Origin of the sequence: Candidatus Salinivivens marinus, from assembly GCF_965655845.1 — a bacterium.
In the GTDB taxonomy this organism is placed as follows: domain Bacteria; phylum Pseudomonadota; class Alphaproteobacteria; order Rhodobacterales; family Rhodobacteraceae; genus Salinivivens; species Salinivivens marinus.
This window is the reverse complement of record NZ_CBFHHX010000001.1, coordinates 385,989-404,027: the sequence shown is the minus strand read 5'-3', so window position 1 is coordinate 404,027 and position 18,039 is coordinate 385,989. Positions and strand designations below refer to the sequence as shown.

Sequence of the window (18,039 nt, the reverse complement as noted above, 5' to 3'; positions counted from 1 at the left end):
AGTTACCCCAGAAAGTAGTAAGCTCCCAGATTTTTGATCTGGGAGCAGTGATTAATTTAATTAATCGTCTTATTTACAAGCGTTAATCCAAGGATCAATTGTTGCTCGGTTTGCAGCTAACCACTCCACGGCTGCTTCTTCTGGCTCTAGTTCGTCAGTGTCGACAAGCTTTGCCATTTCAGCAATTTGTGGGTTGGTAAATGATATTTTTGTTAGCGCACAATATGCATGAGGCCATTTATCCTTCATGCCATCCCAAGCAGCTTTCTTAAGGTAACCTTTTGCAGGATTCCCGCAGTCATACAGAGCATTCGGGTTTGGACCAACTGATGGATCAGTGTCACAGCCATCAACCCACTCTGGGAATTCTACAAACTCACCTGGCCATACCGCTTCAGCAAAGTTTGGCGTCCAATTGAAAACAACTACTGGCTTTTTATCTGCCTCAGCTGCGCCAATTTCTGCCCACAGAGCAGCGGCTGAACCCGCATTAACAACTTGGAAGTTCATACCTAGTGCAGCTACTCTTTCTTGTCCGTGTTTCAACCAGTCAACAGGGCCATCGAGATATCGGCCTTTGCTACCGGTTTCGGCTGTTGCAAACAATGCTGCACAATCGTTAAGAGCTTCCCAGCTAGGTAAGCCTGGGCACGCGTCTTTAGTCCACATTGGGTACCACCAGTCCTCTCGAGTAACCGCGTCGTGGTCTCCTGCATCATGAAGTCCACCTTTTTCAAGAGCTGTACGGAATGAAGCGCCAAATGCACCTTCCCATACTTCAAGTTCCAAAGCTACGTCTCCAAGCCTAACTGACTCATAGACGGCTTGGCTGTCAGTCGTAATGTATTCAACATTATTACCCATTTCTTCAAACATCTGACCAACCACGTTGCTCATTACAATTTGGCTAGACCAATTGTGTATTGGTATCACAATTGGGTCGCTGCTATCAGCAGCAATAACACCAACTGGCGCAATCGCTACCATTGATGATAGCAAAAAACTTTTCGCTATATTTGACATTAATTTCTCCCTGATTCGAATCAAAATTCGTCGGACATTAGTCCCACACCAGTATTTTGCCAAATTATTGAGAAATAGTGACCAAGATTTTTGATAGGCTTTGCCTCTAATTATGAGGGGCTTAAAGGTTGAGATTTAAATTTTCTTCTGTAATATGAAGACGGTATTCTAACGGAGCTGAGTAATGACATGCTAAACGGTCGCAAGAGTCTTCCTCCATTGGACCATCTATTGGCGTTCCAGGTTACGGGTAAAACAGGAAGTTTTACTTCAGCATCCAAAGAGTTGAATATCTCAGAGTCATCGATAAGTAGAAAAGTTAAATTGTTGGAACAACATTATGGCGTTCAATTGTTTAATAGGGGTCATAGGTCTATTTCTATTACTCCAGAGGGTTTTGAACTACTGTCATCTGTATCAGAAGCAATCGATATTTTGAAGGAGGCTTCCTCTAGACTTCTCGAGAAGGAGTCGTCTGGTTCTATAACTTTGGCAGCCACAAATTCAGTGGCTTCGCTATGGATAATGCCGCGTTTAAATAACTTTCAAGCAGTTAATCCAAACTTAAATATCGCCATTGTATCATCGGATGATGATGAAGAGTGTATGGCAGAAAGTAATGATCTTGTAATTCTTAGAGGTAATGGAGATTGGCCGAATTTCCACAGCGAGCTTCTCTTTGGGGAAACTGTTTTTCCAGTTTGTTCGCCCGATTTTTTAGCGAATAACCCAGATGTCACATCAAAAAAATATATCAAAAATATGGACTTAATTGATGTTGCTAGTAGCCATCTTGAGTGGATGAATTGGACCACTTGGTTAAAAAATCACAACCTGAATAACCTTCGAAGTAGTAGGCGAACAATTGTGAACACTTATCCTCTAGCAGTTCAGGCTGCTGTAGATGGACTTGGAGTTGCGCTAGGATGGCAGCATCTGGTTGACCGTTATTTAGAATCTGGGAGGTTGTTATGCCCGCTTGGTGATAAACATGTAAAAACCTCTGATGGATACTACCTTTTAGTTCCAAAGAATGCGAAAAGCTCAAAAGAAAGAGACGTAGTTCGAAATTGGCTTCTTCAAATAAGTCGAGAAAGTGAGAATACCTTTTCAAATATGAAAATAAAAAGACCTTACTTGAAATCTGTTTCATAGGTCTTCACCTACCCCGAATTGGCAACATATTCGTATCTGTATTTTTCTGTGTCGCTTTCAGGTGTTGATGAATTTCTGAGAATTTATAAACTCAACATGATTGGATTCTGATATTAGTCATAAGTGTGGGAATATATAAAATTTAACTTTTGGATGATTGCTTAAACTTTTTCAGTAATTGACCTGTGGTTAAAAATTTTTAATATTAGGAAAAAAAATTAGTGGGACGAAATGTTAGACGGCATTTGGAAAAATGGTTCGGGTAAGGGCAGGAAGACGCCTAAGGGCCGTCAGTATGACGACAACGCCCTAAAAGAAGTTGAAGAAGTACTTAGCAATCTCGAATTAAGGTCAGATCTTCTCATTGAGCATCTGCATCGGGTACAGGATGAATTTGGTCATCTATCCATGAGACACTTGCGTGCATTGGCAGAATTATTAAAGATGTCAATGGCTGAAGTCTACGAAGTTGCCACATTTTACGCGCACTTTGATGTAATAAGAGAAGATGAAAAAGAACCCCCGGCGCTTACAATTCGTGTTTGCGATAGCCTTTCATGCGAGCTTGCTGGTAGTAACGAGTTGAAGGTTGCCCTGGAAAATGGGCTTGATGTCGATCAAGTCCGAGTTCTTCGAGCACCATGTATGGGGCGTTGTGATACTGCTCCAACTTTGGAATTGGGTCACAACCACATTGATAATGCTACTATTGAAAAGGTACAGGCCGCAATATCTTCTGGCGATACTAACGTAAAAATTCCGGACTATGAAACCTTAAAAACGTATTTAGAGAAGGGTGGATATTCAAAGCTCAAATCGTTCGAGAAAAGTGGCAATTGGCAAGAGGTGCAGGAAACAGTTCTATCTGCAGGTTTAAGGGGGTTAGGAGGGGCAGGCTTTCCTTCTGGAAAAAAATGGGAATTTGTTAGGGCAAATTCTGGACCTCGATATCTTGCGGTTAACGGCGATGAAGGTGAACCAGGCACTTTTAAGGATCGTTATTATTTAGAGCGGTCACCTCATTTATTTTTAGAGGGAATGTTAATAGCGGCGTGGGCAGTAGAGGCTGAAAAGGTATTTATTTACATGCGGGATGAATATCCAGCTGTATTGAAAATTTTGAGAACTGAAATAAGCGCCCTCGAAAAAAAGAAAATAGTATCCCCTGGTTACATTGATTTGCGTAGGGGGGCTGGAGCATATATTTGCGGCGAAGAGAGCGCTATGATTGAGAGCATTGAAGGCAAGCGAGGTCTTCCAAGGCATCGCCCTCCATTTGTGGCTCAAGTAGGAATATTTAATCGACCGACGTTAGTGCACAACGTAGAAACTTTGTATTGGATTGCAAGAATTTGTCGTGAAGGTCCAGAAATTCTAAATTCTGTAGAGAAAAATGGAAGAAAGGGCTTGCGAAGTTATTCAGTGTCTGGACGCGTTAACAATCCGGGTGTCCATCTTTTACCAGCTGGGTCTACCATTAAAGATATAATTGAAGCGGCTGGTGGAATGCCTGAAGGTCATAAATTTAAGGCGTATCAACCTGGAGGACCTTCATCCGGTATTCTTCCAGCTTCAATGGATGATATTCCACTCGATTTTGACACTCTACAGCCCCACGGTAGTTTTATTGGTTCCGCTGCGGTTGTGGTTTTGTCTGACCATGACAGAGCTCGTGATGCTGCTTTAAATATGCTTCGTTTTTTTGAGGATGAAAGTTGTGGTCAGTGTACCCCATGTCGGGTTGGTTGTGAAAAGGCAGTAAAATTGATGCAAGCAGAAGTCTGGGATGCAGATCTTTTAAACGAACTCGGTGACACTATGGTTGATGCTTCTATTTGTGGCCTAGGGCAAGCGGCTTCCAATCCAATCAAACTTACAATTAAGCATTTCCCAGATGAGGTGAGTTAGATGTCTGAGATTGTTCGCTTCACTTTAGATGGTAGAGAAGTAACTGCCAGTAAGGGCCAAAGCATTTGGGATGTTGCCAATGATGGAGGTTTGGTAATTCCTCACCTTTGCCATAAACCAACAACTGGATATCGGCCTGATGGAAACTGTAGAGCCTGCATGGTAGAGATCGAAGGTGAGCGTACTTTAGCAGCATCATGCGTTCGTGAACCTACAGTGGGCATGGTGGTACATTCAAATAGCATCCGAGCTACTTCGGCCAGGAAAATGGTTGTGGAAATGCTTATGGCTGACCAACCTGAAAGTGCTGAAGCGCACGACAGTTCGAGTCATTTTTATGAAATGGCAAAAATGAACGATGTTAAAAGTAGTCGATTGCCTCCTATTGAGCCTGATAGAATACCCATCTTAGATGATAGCCACATTGCTATGAGCGTTAATTTGGATGCATGCATCCAATGTGGTCTGTGCGTTAGAGCCTGTAGGGAAGTTCAGGTCAATGATGTAATAGGAATGGCAGGTCGCGGGCACGATAGTTTTCCAACTTTTGATTTTAATGATCCCATGGGTGAAAGTACCTGTGTGGCATGTGGGGAATGCGTTCAAGCATGCCCAACGGGTGCTTTGATGCCTTCAAGCGCAGTTAATGATGAGCAAGTTGGTGACAGTGGGGATTTTGATGAAGAAGTGAAGTCAGTTTGTCCATTTTGTGGGGTGGGGTGTCAGGTTAGTATCAAAGTCAAAAATAAGAAAATAAAATATGTCGAAGGGATTAATGGGCCAGCAAACCAAGGTAGATTATGTGTTAAGGGTCGGTTTGGCTATGACTATATAGATCATCCGCATCGTCTTACCAAACCGCTTATTCGCCGAAGTGATGCACCAGCAAAGGGTCTAAATGTTGATCCGGGCAATTATAAAAATGTTTTTGAAGAAGTTAGCTGGGCTGAAGCATTGGATTTTGCAGCTTCAGGTCTCAAAAGATTGCGAGATGAAAAGGGTGGGGCTGCAGTAGCAGGCTTTGGGTCAGCAAAGTGCTCAAACGAGGAAGCTTATTTATTTCAAAAATTAATTCGTCAGGGCTTTGGACACAATAATGTGGATCATTGTACAAGACTTTGTCATGCTTCATCTGTTGCGGCTCTTCTTGAAAATGTTGGTTCTGGAGCAGTCACTGCAACATTTAACGAAATCGAAAATGCAGATGTTGCAATTGTAATTGGTGCGAACCCGACAGAAAACCATCCGGTTGCGGCAACGTATTTTAAACAATTTACAAAACGTGGCGGAAAGTTAATTGTAATGGATCCTCGCGGCACCGCTCTCAAAAGATTTGCTACTCATATGCTACAATTTAAACCGGGTGCCGATGTCTCAATGCTAAATGCGATAATGAACGTTATCGTAGAGGAAAAGCTTTATGATCATGACTATATTTCCCATCAGACCGAGAACTGGCAAGCGGAAAAAGAGCATTTGAGTGCTTTTACTCCAGAGGCAATGGAAGACATTTGTGGAATCCCTGCAAATGAATTGCGAGCTGCAGCGCGTACCTTTGCAAGAGGGAAGGCGGGAATGATATTTTGGGGCATGGGCATAAGTCAACATGTTCATGGGACCGATAACAGCCGTTGTTTAATTTCATTAGCGCTGATGACAGGTAATGTTGGAAGGCCAGGTGCTGGCTTACATCCATTAAGAGGTCAAAACAATGTGCAGGGTGCATCAGATGCCGGCCTAATCCCTATGTTTTTACCTGATTATCAAAGCGTTACCGATCAAAAAATAAGGCATTCGTTTACTAAAGTTTGGCAGTCAGATGATTTTTCAAATGAAAAAGGCTTAACAGTCACAGAGATTATGGACGCAATACACGGCGATAGCATATTGGGCATGTATATTCTGGGTGAAAACCCCGCAATGTCTGATCCAGATGTTGAGCACGCTCGTGAGGCATTAGCGAAGTTAGATCATTTGGTAGTTCAAGATATATTTCTTACTGAGACGGCCAATTACGCAGATGTTATTCTTCCTGCGTCAGCTTTTTATGAAAAGTCTGGGACGGTCACAAATACTAACCGTCAAGTTCAAATGGGTCGTCGTGCTGTCGCACCACCAGGAGAAGCTAAAGAGGATTGGTGGATTGAAGTAGAGTTGGCTAAAAGGCTTGACTTGGATTGGGATTATAAAGGACCTGACGAGATATTTGCAGAGATGAAATTGAATATGAAGTCTCTGGATAATATCACGTGGGAAAGGCTAGAAAATGAAGGGGCTGTGACTTATCCCTCTTTATCATTTGATGATCCAGGACAGTCAATAGTCTTTGGAAATGGATTTCCAAGAGGTGGTGGTAAAGCCCGTTTTGCTCCGGCTAGTGTAATACCTCCAGATGACGTGCCAGATGCCAATTTCCCAATGGTTTTAACGACCGGTCGCCAGCTTGAGCATTGGCATACTGGTTCAATGACTCGTCGCGCTAGTGTACTTGATGCGGTAGAGCCGGAGGCAAATTGTTCTTTAAATCCCAAAACAATGGATCTTCTCGGAGTGCAGCCAGGTGAACATGTTAAGCTCTCAACAAAGCGTGGGAGTATAACGATAATGGCCCGGGCAGATAGAGCAATAGCGGAAGACATGGTTTTTTTGCCATTTGCTTATGTAGAAGCGGCAGCCAACATTCTTACAAACCCTGCCTTGGATCCATATGGCAAAATCCCAGAGTTCAAATTTAGCGCCGTTAAAGTTGAGAGCATCGCAAACTAATTAATCAAAAGGAATATTCGAGATGAGTTATAAGTCAGACATAGAAATTGCGCGAGAAGCTCAAAAACGGCCTATACAAGAAATTGGGTCTAAGCTTGGAATTCCATCCGAACATTTGCTTCCATATGGTCATGATAAAGCCAAAGTTAGCCAAGATTTTATCAATTCGGTGCAGAAAGATGATGATGGAAAGCTTATTTTAGTTACAGCAATTAATCCAACACCTGCAGGTGAGGGAAAAACTACTACTACTGTGGGTTTAGGAGATGGGTTAAATCGCATTGGCAAAAAAGCAGCTATTTGCATCAGAGAAGCCTCTCTTGGACCTTGTTTTGGTATGAAAGGGGGGGCTGCTGGTGGGGGATATGCGCAAGTAGTTCCAATGGAAGAAATGAATCTTCATTTTACCGGAGACTTTCATGCAATAACGTCTGCTCATAATTTACTGGCTGCTATGATTGATAATCATATTTACTGGGGTAACGCTCTAGAAATTGATGAGAGACGAGTGGCCTGGCGGCGAGTTATGGATATGAATGATAGGGCTCTGAGAGATATTGTTACTTCCCTCGGTGGAGTATCCAATGGGTTTCCTCGGCAAACTGGATTTGATATTACTGTAGCATCCGAGGTCATGGCGATATTATGCCTTGCAACTGATTTAGATGATCTTCAAAACCGACTAGGTGATATAATAGTTGCATACAGACGGGACAAAACCCCAATCTATTGTCGTGATATTAAGGCCGATGGTGCTATGACTGTTCTGCTAAAAGATGCCATGCAGCCAAATTTGGTTCAGACTCTTGAGAATAATCCAGCATTTGTTCATGGTGGACCTTTTGCCAATATTGCGCACGGGTGTAACTCTGTCATGGCCACAACTACAGCATTAAAAATTGCAGATTATGTAGTAACAGAAGCAGGTTTCGGTGCGGACTTAGGCGCCGAGAAGTTCATGAATATAAAATGTCGAAAAGCAGGCTTGGCCCCATCGGTTGTAGTTGTTGTGGCCACAATTAGAGCCATGAAAATGAATGGTGGCGTTGCTAAGTCAGACCTGGGAGATGAGAATGTGGATGCTGTTATTCAAGGCTGTCCAAACCTGGGAAGGCATATTGAAAATGTTAAATCTTTTGGAGTTCCAGTTGTTGTGGCTATCAATCATTTTGTTACCGACACTGACGCAGAGGTGAAGGCTGTGCAAGGCTATGTATCGGATATGGGTTCTGAAGCAATCTTATGCAAGCACTGGGAGAAAGGTTCTGAGGGAACATTAGACCTAGCTGAACGGATAGCAGAAATAGCAGACTCTGAAATTGGAAACTTTGCACCATTGTACAATGATGAGATGTCTTTACTTGGGAAAATCGAAACAATAGCAAAACGCATTTATCGTGCGGATGAGGTTTTAGCCGATGCGAAAATCCGAAACCAATTGAAGGAATGGGAAACTGCTGGTTACGGCAACTTGCCGGTTTGTATGGCCAAAACACAGTATAGCTTTACAACTGATCCAAACAGGAGAGGTGCGCCAACTGGCCACTCTGTACCGGTGCGCGAAGTTAGACTAAGTGCGGGGGCTGGTTTTATCGTAGTAATTTGTGGTGAAATAATGACTATGCCTGGACTGCCATCAAAACCTGCTTCAGAGAGTATTATGCTGAATGAAACTGGTCAGATAGAGGGATTATTCTGATCTAATCCAGCAATTTTAGTTTACCAAATAATTCAAATCAAAAAGGAAAATAAGCTATGTCTGCGGATGTGATTGATGGAAAAGAATTTTCTTTGAGAGTACGAAATAAGGTCGCCGAAGGTGTAGCAAAACTTAAGAAAGATTATGGTGTAAAGCCAGGTTTAGCCGTGGTTCTGGTCGGTGAAGACCCAGCCAGCCAAGTATACGTTCGATCTAAAGGCAAGCAAACCGTTGAAGCTGGTATGAATTCATATGAGCATACATTAGATGCTACCACGTCTGAAAGTGATTTGCTAAAGCTAATATCGAAATTGAATGAAGATCCTGATGTGCATGGTATATTAGTTCAATTACCCCTTCCTGGTCATTTAAATGAAGATTTGGTCATCAATTCTATCGCTCCTCAAAAGGATGTTGATGGGTTTCACATTTCTAATGTTGGGATGCTTGGTACTGGCCAAAAATCAATGGTACCATGCACGCCTTTGGGTTGTTTGATGATGTTACGTGATTATCATGGTTCTTTGTCTGGATTGGATGCAGTTGTAATTGGTCGATCGAACATTGTTGGAAAGCCCATGGCACAGTTATTACTTGGAGACAGCTGTACTGTCACAATAGCTCACTCTAGAACTAAAGATTTAAAAGATGTAGTTAAACGAGCTGATATCGTAGTTGCGGCCGTTGGCCGTGCAGAGATGGTGCCTGGGGATTGGATCAAAGAAGGTGCTACTGTAATTGACGTGGGAATCAATCGTATTGACAAACCGGAAGGTGGTACTCGCCTTGTCGGTGATGTCGACTATGACAGCTGCTCAGCTGTCGCAGGTGCCGTCACTCCTGTTCCAGGCGGCGTTGGACCAATGACAATAGCCTGTTTGCTAGCTAATACATTAACAGCTGCATGTAGGGCAAATAATGTTGAGGAACCAGTCGGTTTAACTGCTTAATATGACAGTATAGTCAACCCAAAAAACACGAACAATATGGCTATCCACTGCTTAGGGGAAATCCTTTCTTTTAAGATGAATGCCGCTAGTAAGATTGTGACCAGGCCGAATAACGATGCGCTGATAGACGCAAAAACTGGAAATTCTAGTTTGCCTGAGCTGATTACAAAGCCTTGAGCTATAGCATCTAGTAAAGCCATAAAAGCAAAGGTTCTCCATTCAGACAAATCCGGGACGATAGGCATATTTAGGTATTTGGCAATAAAAATTAAAGCCACAAGAGCAGAGACGCGATTTGGGAGCAAAAGTGCATATTGATCGCTTGAATTCGAAGCATACTGTCCTAGAGCAAAACTTGAGGCAAAGCTAAAACTTGATGCTATTGCCCAAAAAATTGCTGATTTTTTGTTTGATAGCGACCCTTGGTTTTCTTCTTTAGAAGCAGCTACGTATCCTGCAGAGATGACGATTATAATTACTGCCCCAAAATGTATATAGGTTGGTAGGTTTCCATTTAGACCAGAGAAAATTAAGGAGAAAACGGGATATGCACCAACAATCGGTGCAACTAGCTTTATTGGCCCAATTACAAAGGCTTTGTATAAAGCTATCCCAGCAAGTGCAAAAAATGATCCGGACGCTACTGAAACTGATAAGGCAAGATATGATATCTCAGAAAAATCCGCATAGAGAATTATCACTGGACTTTGAAACAAACATCCAAAAAATAGAACAGCAGCTATAGAGGCATAAATCCCTCTTGGTTGCTTAAGAATTCTGATAATAAAATCATGAAGACCCCAGCAAACAGCAGCTACTAGGCCAAATGTTAAAGACAGCATAAGCAGACGCCTTATTTGTAGTCATTGGTGACTTGGATACTCAGATTTTAGATATCTAGGGTGTTTTCCTTTTCCCAAGATGAAAAATGTGAAACGAAAGAGTTCCATTCTTCCATCTTAAGTTTCAAATAAGCTTCAGAGAACTCTTTACCCATCGCCTCCTTAAGACCTTTATCTTTGTCATATGCGCGCAGTGCATCAAGCATATTTAGCGGTAATTTGGGTGCACCTCTGACCGTATGGCCCTGAGCATACATGTCTATATCGTAACGTTTACCCGGATCAGCTTCGGATTTTACTCCCGATAGACCAGCTGCAATTATTACTGCCTGCAGCAGATAGGGATTTGTCGCTCCGTCTGCTAACCTCAGTTCAAAGCGGCCTGGTCCTGGCACACGAACCATATGAGTTCTGTTATTCCCAGTCCATGTGACTGAATTGGGTGCCCAGGTCGCTCCTGACATAGTTCTAGGGGCATTTATTCGCTTATAGCTATTAACTGTAGGGTTAGTTATCGCTGCAAAAGCCGAAGCATGCTTCATTATTCCGCCAAGGAAATGCCGTCCTTTTTCTGATAGGCCTAGTTCAGACGTTTGGCTATCCGTACTCGGGGTCGTCGCAAACACATTTGTCTTTGCTTTAGACCCCGGGGCATCCCAAACGGATATATGAGCATGACATCCGTTTCCAGTTAAACCTTCAACTGGTTTAGGCATAAAAGTCGCACGGAAACCATGTTTTTCAGCCACAGATTTTGTCATAAATTTAAAGAAGCTATGTTTGTCTGCAGTAGCTAAAGTATCATCAAATTCCCAATTCATTTCAAATTGGCCGTTAGCATCTTCATGGTCATTTTGATAAGGACCCCAGCCCAACTCGAGCATATAATCACAAATTTCTTTTATAACGTCATATCGACGCATCACCGCCTGTTGATCATAGCATGGCTTAGAGGCAGTGTCGTATTCGTCCGAAATTTGTGATCCATCCGGTGATAACAAGAAAAACTCAGCCTCGATTCCTGTCTTTACATGCATTCCGTCGGCTGCAGCCTGATCTATAAGCCGACGCAGAACATTGCGTGGAGCCTGGGCGACATACTCACCCTCCATTACACAATTTGCCGCTACCCAAGCAACTTCCGGTTTCCAGGGAAGCTGAATAACACTATTTGGATCGGGAACTGCTAGCATATCTGGATGTGCAGGCGTAAAGTCTAACCATGTCGCAAAGCCTGCGAAACCTGCACCTTCATCTTGCATATCCGCAATTGCCTGAGTTGGCACAAGCTTAGCTCGCTGACCTCCAAACAGATCAGTGTATGATATCATAAAATATTTTACGCCTTTTTCTTTGGCAAATGCTGCTAAGTCTTTCGTCATTATATTCTCCTAATCCAATTCATTCAGCTGCAATCTGCTTGTCAATCAGCTTTAATATGATGTTCCTGGCTTTCCAGGATACCAATCAGTTCCTGCAAGAGGTACTTGAGCCATAGCAGCAGCCTCTATTGTAAGAGCAACTAAATCTTCTGGCTCTAAATTATGCAAATGATTTTTTCCGCAAGCCCTAGCTATTGTTTGAGCTTCCAAAGTCATGACCTTAAGATAATTTCGCAATCTTCGGCCACCCTCTATAGGATCGAACCGCTTCATTAGCTCAGGATCCTGTGTAGTAATGCCTGCAGGATCCATACCCTCATGCCAGTCGTCGTAAGCTCCTGCAGTTGTTCCAAGTTTATTGTACTCTTCTTCATAAATTGGATCATTATCCCCTAAAGCAATCAATGCTGCAGAACCAATAGCTACTGCATCTGCACCCAAAGCTAGTGCTTTGGCGACATCGGCTCCATTACGAATGCCGCCTGAAAGTATCAACTGAACTTCACGGTGCATTCCTAAATCCTGGAGTGCTTGCACAGCTGGGCGCACAATTGCGAGAGTTGGCTGCCCTACATGCTCGATAAAGACATCTTGAGTAGCGGCCGTTCCGCCTTGCATTCCGTCTAAGACGATCGCGTCTGCGCCAGCTTTGATGGCTAAAGTGGTGTCGTAGTAGGGACGTGCTCCAGCTACTTTTACGTAGATCGGGACTTTCCAACCCGTAATTTCGCGAAGCTCTAATATTTTAATCTCAAGATCATCCGGACCGGTCCAGTCAGGGTGTCTGCATGCAGAGCGCTGGTCTATTCCGGTTGGCAGATTTCTCATTTCCGCAACACGATCTGAAATTTTTTGACCTAATAGCATGCCACCCCCACCGGGTTTTGCTCCTTGACCAACGACTATTTCAATAGCATCAGCCTTCCGAAGGTCATCTGGGTTCATGCCGTAACGTGATGGAAGGTATTGATAAACTAGTTTCGTTGAGTGTCCGCGCTCTTCTGGGGTCATCCCACCGTCCCCTGTCGTTGTTGAGGTTCCTGCTGCAGATGCACCTCTACCTAGAGCTTCTTTTGCAGGCCCTGAAAGGGCGCCGAAACTCATACCAGCTATTGTTATTGGAATATCCAATTCAATTGGATTTTTAGCATACCGCGTCCCGATCGTTACGCTCGTTTCGCATTTTTCTCGGTACCCCTCCAGTGGATATCTCGAAATAGAGGCTCCCAGAAATAATAAATCGTCAAAGGTTGGAAGTTTCCTTTTCGCTCCACCACCTCTAATGTCGTATATGCCTGTGGCAGCAGCACGGCGTATATCGCTGTTTACGTCGTTTGAGAATGTTGCAGAGTATCTAGGAGTTGTATGTGGTATTTTTGTTTTTCCAATTTTATTCATTTTATCCACCCTCAATATGCATCTGAATTATCAATATTAAAATTATACAATTTTCTTGCAGACCCATATCTAGTAAATTCCTCGGGTTTTGCATCGCACTCAGCCTCGGAAAGTAACTGTTCGAGTAGCTCTAGGTGTTCAGGCCGCATTTCCTTCTTTTCACAATCCGCTCCCAGACTTTTTACATTCCCTCTTACGAATAATTTCGCTTCGTAAAGGCTGTCGCCGAGTGCATCTCCAGCATCACCGCAAACAACAAGGGTACCTGACTGAGCCATGAAGGCAGACATGTGTCCAATATTTCCGTGAACGACGATGTTTATGCCTTTCATTGAAATTCCACACCGCGAAGAGGCATTGCCCTTTATGACTAAGAGGCCCCCGTGGCCGGTAGCCCCAGCATACTGGCTGGCATCGCCGTCAATTACAACTTTGCCACTCATCATATTTTCTGCTACACCCGGGCCAACTGAGCCTTTAACATTAATGTTGGCCAGCTTATTCATTCCGCCGCAGTAATACCCTGTTGAGCCTTCAATGTTTACTTCGATGGGTGCGTCTATTCCAACAGCAATTGCATGGCTCCCCTTTGGATTTGTTATTTTCCATACTGTCTGATTGCTATTCTCTTTCTGATCATGCAACGCACTATTCAGCTTTCGGAGTCCATTTTCCTGAAGGTCAAATTCTAACATTTTAGTGTTTCCAAAAATATACTGTTGCAGGCTCTGGTTCCCAAACATGGGCACTTTCAATTTCTGGTAAATTTACCAATGCCCGATATTCACTGCCGAAGGCGACATATTGATCGGTTTCTGCCATAACCGCTGGTTTGCAAGCGATAGGATCTCGAACAACCCCAAATCCATCCTCTGTTCCCACTAAAAAGGTAAAAAACCCATCCAAATCCTCCAAAGAACTTTCCAACGCTTCGCCTAGGGTTGCACCGTTTTGCATTTTCCAAGTCAGATAGGCAGCTCCTACCTCGGTATCATTTTCTGTCTCTATATGAACACCCTCTCTTCTCAACCTTCGGCGTAAAGAGTTGTGATTAGATAGAGACCCATTGTGAACTAAGCATTGATCCAGACCAGTATTGAATGGGTGAGCTCCCATAGTCGTGACAGCAGATTCTGTCGCCATTCGGGTGTGACCGATGCCGTGCCGTCCAGACATCTGCGGAATATTGAACCGTTGGGTTACTTGTTTAGGCAATCCAACTTCCTTGTAAATTTCTAATGACGAGCCACGGCTCATTATTCGTATTTCTGGATTGAAAGATGCTAAAGCTTCTGAGAATTTACTCGTTGCGCTTTCATCTATTATGACTACTGAATGGGTATCGTTAACTTTGGTCTCTACCTTGCAATTCAGATGCTTGCTTAGATAATTTGGTAAAGCCTCAAAATCTGTTTTAGCGTTTTCAGATTGAATGGTGAACTTAGATCTGCCAGTTTCCTTATCGGCGTAGATAGCGATTCCTGCACTATCAGGCCCTCTGTCACTCATAGAAATCAGCATGTCACTTAGAAGATTACCGAGATTAGCTTCTAAACTGTTATCTTTCAAAAACAATCCTACAATGCCACACATCAACCTGCTCCATTTTTTTAACCAGACCTTGTCCACAACGCAGAACAATGACAGATACCTTTATAAACATCTGTACAGGATTAACAATTGGCATGAATAAAATTTTCATTTGAGTTAATTAATGCTGATTATTTTTTAATCGATTTAAATGATTTGCCTAATTCAATAAATAGCTTTCGATAGTGTCGTCCATCGCATCTTTCCATGGAGTGTGATGTATCGGTGCCATTGAGCCTGTGATTACAGACTTGTAAGAATTGTCTCTAAAGGTCATAATGTTCGTCTTCTTATGCCCTTTCCATTCCTTAAAAACTTTACACGCACCCTCAACATCAAAAGCCGGGTAGTCAGTCTCATCGATTAATTCCTTTACATAATCGCCCTGGTACCAAATAGCGTCATAATCATCCTGCCCAGCATCTTCACGAGCCACGCGATCGTTTACATCGCTGATCATAACTTCTTGGGTAGGCAGGTCAATTTTGCCCATGATTACATCCCTCGACCACCAAGCTTGGGCGTCAAACATATTGAAAGTAAACCACTGATCCTGCATTCCTATGTAGTGTATTTTGGGATTATGAATGAAAGCTACTCCCTTATAAAGATCGGCAGTTGCTAACCTATTCGCGGTAACTAGTCTCAGCTTATCTTCCATGAATGGGAAATAATGCAAATATCCTGTACATAATACAATTGCATCAATAGTTTTTGAGGATCCATCTTTAAAGTAAGCTGTTTGACCATCGACCTTTGTCAGCAAAGGGACCTCTTCCCAATTTGCGGGCCAGTCATACCCCATGGCAGCAGTTCGATGACTAACTGTTATAGACTTGGCGCCATACTTCCAGCACTGACTGCCAATATCCTCTGCAGAATAACTTGTGCCTATAAGGAGGACATCTTTCCCTTGGAATTCTGTTGCGTCACGGAAGTCATGGGCATGGAGGATACGGCCGGGAAATCGTTCAAATCCGTCAAAGCTAGGCATATTTGGCGTGCTAAAATGACCTGAGCAAACAATCACGTGATCAAAATATCCGACATTTGTGTTTGAAGTTGTTAAATCACATGTTGTTACCGTAAAACCACCATCAGACTCCTCAACATTTTTTACGGCTGTAGAAAATTTAATCCAGTCTCGCACATCAGTTTTCTTAATCCGGCCCTCAATATAATCAAATAAAACTGATCTGGGAGGGTAGCTTGCAATCTGTTTCCCAAAATGTTCCTCGAAAGAGTAGTCTGCAAACTCCAATCCCTCTTTAGGACCGTTAGACCATAGATATCTATACATAGAGCCATGAACTGCCTCACCATATTGATCGAGGCCAGTTCGCCAAGTATAATTCCATAGGCCACCCCAGTTATCTTGTTTCTCGAAGCAAACTATTTCTGGGATTTCATCGCCATTCGCCTTTGCAGTTTGAAAAGCACGGAGCACCGCTAAACCTGATGGGCCAGCTCCAATCACAGCTACTCTTTTTGTCAATTTTCATCCTCCTGACAATTTGAAATGTTCTAATACACTCAATTGTTTCCTTAGAATGCACGTTTATGAAAATTTTTCAACTCTCAGGAAATAATAGTGAATTTATGGAAAAAAAAACTTTATCTTTTACCACTTTTAGTGTTTGAGTGAGAACGTCATACCATAGGTGTGATTACAATTTGAGCTAATAGGGAGCTGAAAATGGAAAGTCAAATTGCGGAATTAACCGCACAAATCGCTGCTCTTCAGAGTAGTGCAGGCGTTACAAATACAAGTTTCGCCGAAGTTTTTTATTATTTGTCGATCCCACTTATGATCATAATTCACGCTGGATTTTTAGCGTATGAGATGGGGGCGTCGAGGGCCAAAAATGTATTGTCATCAGGTACTAAAAACTTGCTTGCATTTGCGTTCATGATACCAACCTTTTACTTCTTTGGTTGGTGGGTGTACTGGGGTTTTCCTACAGGGTTAACTTTCAGCGAGGGTCCCAATGGGATTTCTGGTGCGGCCTATGCAAGCGCAATAGCCTGGGGATGGGGCGAATCTGCCCAGTATATGGGGCCAAATGCTGCTGATCAGGCTTCTGGCGTTTTCTTTGGAGCGTTTGCCTTGTTTGCAGCTACAACAGCATCGATTATGTCTGGTTCGGTAATTGAGCGAATTCAAACTGTTGGGTTTGTTATACTAGCAGTGATTCTTGGTTCATTTGCCTGGGTCGTGGCAGCTGCTTGGGGTTGGCATGCCGACGGTTGGTTAGTGACACAGTTTGGAGTTCATGACTTTGGAGCTGCTGGCTTAGTGCACGCTGTTGCAGGTTTCTTCGCTTTGGGAGTGCTGATCAACTTGGGTCCACGTATTGGAAAATTCAATGCTGACGGGACTGCAAACCATATTGCAGGTCACAATTTACCGCTGACAGTTATCGGACTTATGTTCATTATCGTGGGTTTTTGGGGCTTCTTGATGGCGTGCGTTATTTTGCCAGGGGAAGCGTGGTCGTGGTTAGGGCACATGCCTACTACTATTTACGGCACTCCGATAACCTTTTCAGCTTTAGCGTTTAATATATTGATGGCTATCGCAGGTGGTATAATTGGCGCATGGGTAATGACCAAGGATCCATTTTGGATGATGTCAGGTGCTCTTGCCGGAATTATCTCAACAGCATCTGGCTTGGATATTTATTATCCAGCACTAACCTTTATAATTGCTTTTTCCGCCGGTGTGATTTTGAAATACTGCGCGACGTGGTTAGAACGTAGAGGAATTGATGATGCAGTTGGTGCAGTCACAGTCCACGGTACGATCGGGCTATATGGCGTGGTATTGCTTGGAATTTTTGGATCTGGCTTTCCTGCTCTTGGAGGAGATGTTGGGGTTCCGACAATCACGTTGTACGGGCAAATAGTTGGTGCGATAGTATTCTTTTTGCTTGGTTTTGTTCCGGGATACATAGCTTCATACATCCTAAATATGTTTGGCATGCTTAGAGTGCCTGCAGGAGCAGAAGAGGCCGGAATGGATACCGTTAAGGTTCCAGCACAAGGATATCCAGAAGGCATTGCGCAATCAGCGCCGCCTGCTGAGTAAACAGATAGAAAGGAAAAGAAATGTTTCCATATAGTGAAGCTTCATGGTCTGTTGTTGATGGAGCAATGTTTATGGGATGGGGAACAGCCCTTCCAGGCATTACGACTTTGATTGCAGCAGCGATATGTGTTTTTGTCCTAGTTGTTGGACAAAGCTCAGAAGCAAAGAAATCTTCAAAATTTTAAAATTAATGAGGCCGGGCTTTGTTAGCCCGGTCTCAACTAACCAAACAACTTTT

General features: G+C 43.2%; 14 protein-coding genes. 7 read left to right on the top strand and 7 right to left on the bottom strand.

Annotated elements, in window-relative coordinates; translation table 11 throughout:
• Positions 1-69: 69 nt before the first annotated feature.
• Positions 70-987, bottom strand: a complete 918-nt coding sequence (locus ACTF5Q_RS01960) for an ABC transporter substrate-binding protein (RefSeq protein WP_438953080.1) — start codon at positions 985-987, stop codon at positions 70-72.
• A 225-nt stretch (positions 988-1,212) separates the two neighbouring features.
• Between ACTF5Q_RS01960 and ACTF5Q_RS01955 the strand changes: the two genes are divergently transcribed.
• From ACTF5Q_RS01955 to folD, 5 genes are all read left to right on the top strand, one after another.
• A complete protein-coding gene (locus ACTF5Q_RS01955; protein ID WP_438953023.1) occupies positions 1,213-2,178 on the top strand; it encodes a LysR substrate-binding domain-containing protein in 966 nt (321 codons plus the stop codon).
• Between the two features lie 231 nt (positions 2,179-2,409).
• Positions 2,410-4,086, top strand: coding sequence for an NAD(P)H-dependent oxidoreductase subunit E (locus ACTF5Q_RS01950; protein WP_438953022.1), 1,677 nt, complete (start codon positions 2,410-2,412; stop codon positions 4,084-4,086).
• Positions 4,087-6,852 carry a formate dehydrogenase subunit alpha gene (gene fdhF, locus ACTF5Q_RS01945; protein WP_438953021.1) on the top strand — a complete coding sequence of 922 codons (2,766 nt, stop codon included), beginning with the start codon at positions 4,087-4,089 and terminating at the stop codon, positions 6,850-6,852. It begins immediately after the preceding gene.
• A gap of 22 nt (positions 6,853-6,874) precedes the next feature.
• Positions 6,875-8,551, top strand: coding sequence for a formate--tetrahydrofolate ligase (locus ACTF5Q_RS01940; RefSeq protein WP_438953020.1), 1,677 nt, complete (start codon positions 6,875-6,877; stop codon positions 8,549-8,551).
• 56 nt (positions 8,552-8,607) lie between these two features.
• Entirely contained in the window at positions 8,608-9,501 is an 894-nt protein-coding gene (gene folD / locus ACTF5Q_RS01935) for a bifunctional methylenetetrahydrofolate dehydrogenase/methenyltetrahydrofolate cyclohydrolase FolD (protein WP_438953019.1), read from the top strand.
• Here the strand turns inward: folD and ACTF5Q_RS01930 are convergent.
• The 6 genes from ACTF5Q_RS01930 to ACTF5Q_RS01905 form a co-directional block, all read right to left on the bottom strand.
• The gene (locus ACTF5Q_RS01930) at positions 9,498-10,343 is read right to left on the bottom strand and encodes an EamA family transporter (RefSeq protein ID WP_438953018.1); all 846 of its coding nucleotides are present in this window, start codon (positions 10,341-10,343) and stop codon (positions 9,498-9,500) included. The genes folD and ACTF5Q_RS01930 overlap by 4 nt on opposite strands.
• 47 nt (positions 10,344-10,390) lie before the next feature.
• Positions 10,391-11,725: a type III glutamate--ammonia ligase gene (glnT, locus tag ACTF5Q_RS01925; protein ID WP_438953017.1), complete on the bottom strand. Its 1,335-nt coding sequence runs from the start codon at positions 11,723-11,725 to the stop codon at positions 10,391-10,393.
• Positions 11,726-11,776: 51 nt separating this feature from the next.
• A complete protein-coding gene (locus ACTF5Q_RS01920) occupies positions 11,777-13,123 on the bottom strand; it encodes an FMN-binding glutamate synthase family protein (protein WP_438953016.1) in 1,347 nt (448 codons plus the stop codon).
• Positions 13,124-13,134: 11 nt separating this feature from the next.
• The gene (locus ACTF5Q_RS01915; RefSeq protein WP_438953015.1) at positions 13,135-13,818 is read right to left on the bottom strand and encodes a protein GlxC; all 684 of its coding nucleotides are present in this window, start codon (positions 13,816-13,818) and stop codon (positions 13,135-13,137) included.
• A 1-nt stretch (position 13,819) separates the two neighbouring features.
• A complete protein-coding gene (locus tag ACTF5Q_RS01910; RefSeq protein WP_438953014.1) occupies positions 13,820-14,716 on the bottom strand; it encodes a class II glutamine amidotransferase in 897 nt (298 codons plus the stop codon).
• A gap of 157 nt (positions 14,717-14,873) precedes the next feature.
• Complete coding sequence (locus tag ACTF5Q_RS01905) at positions 14,874-16,208, bottom strand: NAD(P)-binding domain-containing protein (RefSeq protein WP_438953013.1); 1,335 nt, start codon at positions 16,206-16,208, stop codon at positions 14,874-14,876.
• Positions 16,209-16,409: 201 nt separating this feature from the next.
• Between ACTF5Q_RS01905 and ACTF5Q_RS01900 the strand changes: the two genes are divergently transcribed.
• Both ACTF5Q_RS01900 and ACTF5Q_RS01895 read left to right on the top strand, forming a co-directional pair.
• Positions 16,410-17,801: an ammonium transporter gene (locus ACTF5Q_RS01900; RefSeq protein ID WP_438953012.1), complete on the top strand. Its 1,392-nt coding sequence runs from the start codon at positions 16,410-16,412 to the stop codon at positions 17,799-17,801.
• A gap of 20 nt (positions 17,802-17,821) precedes the next feature.
• On the top strand, positions 17,822-17,986 hold the full coding sequence (locus ACTF5Q_RS01895; RefSeq protein WP_438953011.1) for a hypothetical protein: 165 nt from the start codon (positions 17,822-17,824) through the stop codon (positions 17,984-17,986).
• Positions 17,987-18,039 lie beyond the last annotated feature (53 nt).